This is a genomic window from Streptomyces sp. NPDC059994 (assembly GCF_042737755.1).
GTDB lineage: Bacteria > Actinomycetota > Actinomycetes > Streptomycetales > Streptomycetaceae > Streptomyces.
Genome location: NZ_JBHWUR010000040.1, coordinates 58,283 through 59,887, shown reverse-complemented (window position 1 = coordinate 59,887; position 1,605 = coordinate 58,283). Strand labels below are relative to the sequence as shown.

3 protein-coding genes are annotated in these 1,605 nt (G+C 75.2%); all 3 read right to left on the bottom strand.

Features of this window, described 5'->3' with window-relative positions; translation table 11 throughout:
- A partial coding sequence (locus ACFWA7_RS21075; RefSeq protein WP_385824525.1) for a hypothetical protein occupies nt 1-182 on the bottom strand: 182 nt, incomplete at its 3' end.
- Nucleotides 179-1,000, bottom strand: a complete 822-nt coding sequence (locus ACFWA7_RS21070) for a hypothetical protein (RefSeq protein ID WP_385824523.1) — start codon at nt 998-1,000, stop codon at nt 179-181. The genes ACFWA7_RS21070 and ACFWA7_RS21075, both read right to left, overlap by 4 nt.
- Nucleotides 997-1,476: a hypothetical protein gene (locus ACFWA7_RS21065; RefSeq protein WP_385824521.1), complete on the bottom strand. Its 480-nt coding sequence runs from the start codon at nt 1,474-1,476 to the stop codon at nt 997-999. Before ACFWA7_RS21065 ends, ACFWA7_RS21070 begins: the two co-directional genes overlap by 4 nt.
- Nucleotides 1,477-1,605: the final 129 nt, after the last annotated feature.

Genomic DNA, 1,605 nt, shown 5'->3' with positions numbered 1-1,605 from the left:
CGCGGGATCTCCCGCGCGCGAGGCGCGACCGGTCGCGCGGGGTAGCTGTCGGTCACGTGCCATCCGTCGGTGGCGAGGCGGTCGGCGAGGGCGGCGACGACGGCGGTCGCGAGGTGCGGCTGCACGTCGAGCTCGTCGGTCAGATGCGCGGCGATCACGGCACGTGCCGCGGCGGGGATCATCGGGCCTCGCCCCCACCGCTGGTGTGCCGGGCTCGGCCATCGCGTCGAGGCGCGGGCGGTTGGCACATGATCCGGGCGAGCCTGATCTGCTCGGCCTCGCCCTGCTCGTCGACCCCGAGGTGCGCGACCAACGCATCGACGCGCGAAGGGTGGACGCCGGTCAACGGGCGCCGGCCCTTGCCCCTGTTGCGGAAGCTGCTCCGGCACTGCTCGTCGATAGCGGCGAGGCAGTAGGGGCACTTCACCCCGAGCGGGTCGGGGATGCCCTCGGCGACGAGCTGCTCGCGGTGGGCGCGAGCCTTCCGGAACGGGCGCAGCTCGGCGGCGACGTGCGCGGGCATGTACCGGCGCGGGCCCGTGCCCACCCCGGACATGAGCGCGGCGAGACGTTTCTGCCCGGTGGGGTCGATCTCGGGGCGGTGGTGTGAAGGGGCGGCATGCCCGGTTGCCACCGCGGCCCGGGTGCCGAGCAGCTCGGCCCGCCATGCCTTCGGGTTGTCGGGGTCGACGTTCGGGACGGGGTCGGTGTGCCGGTTCATGAGCTCGGTCCGGAACGGTCCCCATGCGGCGAGCAGGTCGTGCGGCTCGATCGGGCGGTACTGCGCCGAGCGGTCGCCGCCGCGCTGTTCGTAGTAGCGGCGGGTCGCGCGGGCGGCGTCCCACGCCACGTCCGGCATGGTTGCCGGGACGTCGGCGACGGCGGCGGTCCACTCCGAGATGGTGCGGGCGGACTGCTGCGGGTCGGCGAGGGCACGGCGCACGCGGGAATCGAGCGTGCCGGCGAACGCCAACAGGGCGGCGATCTGCTGCTCGTTCATGGGGTGCGCTCCTTCTGTGCGTTGATCAGGGCGAGGCCGGCGGCCAAGTTGTCGGCGTAGGCGGCGGTCGACGACGCCCTCGACGGGCTGCTCGACGGGCGGTCGAGGTCGGACCAGACCTTGAGCCAGTAGCGGGCCGCTTTCGGGGCCTCGCCCGGGACGGTGCGGCGGGCGGCGAGGTCGACCAGAGCCTCGACGCCGTGCTGCTGCGTCAGCCGGTAGACGTCTCGCTGCTCGCCGAGGCCGAGCGACCACCGGACGGTGATCGAGGCCGCGGCGAGCGCGTCGTCGAGCGGGCGCAGTTCGGGAATGAGCGCCGCCGAGCTCGCGCGCGGCTGCTGCTCTTGTGGTGAGTTAGTAGGTAGTACGTTCTGGGGGCCGATTTCCGGCCCCCCGGGGGCCGATCTGCGGCCCTCCCCCGGGCCGATGACCGGTCCCCCCGGGGCCGATGTCCGGCCCTCCCCGGGGCCGCTCACCGGCCCCCCGGGGGGCGAGTACCCGCCCGGGGGGGAAAACGGTGCCGGGCGGGGCGCGGGCCCCCCCACCACGAGGGGGGGGCGACGGGTGAGACGCTACCCCCCCGGGCCCGTCCCGCCCGCGCCCGC

Bases quoted from the DNA above. Each gene is read 5' to 3' on its own strand.
- ACFWA7_RS21070 (WP_385824523.1), bottom strand. From the start codon at position 1,000: ATGAACGAGCAGCAGATCGCCGCCCTGTTGGCGTTCGCCGGCACGCTC.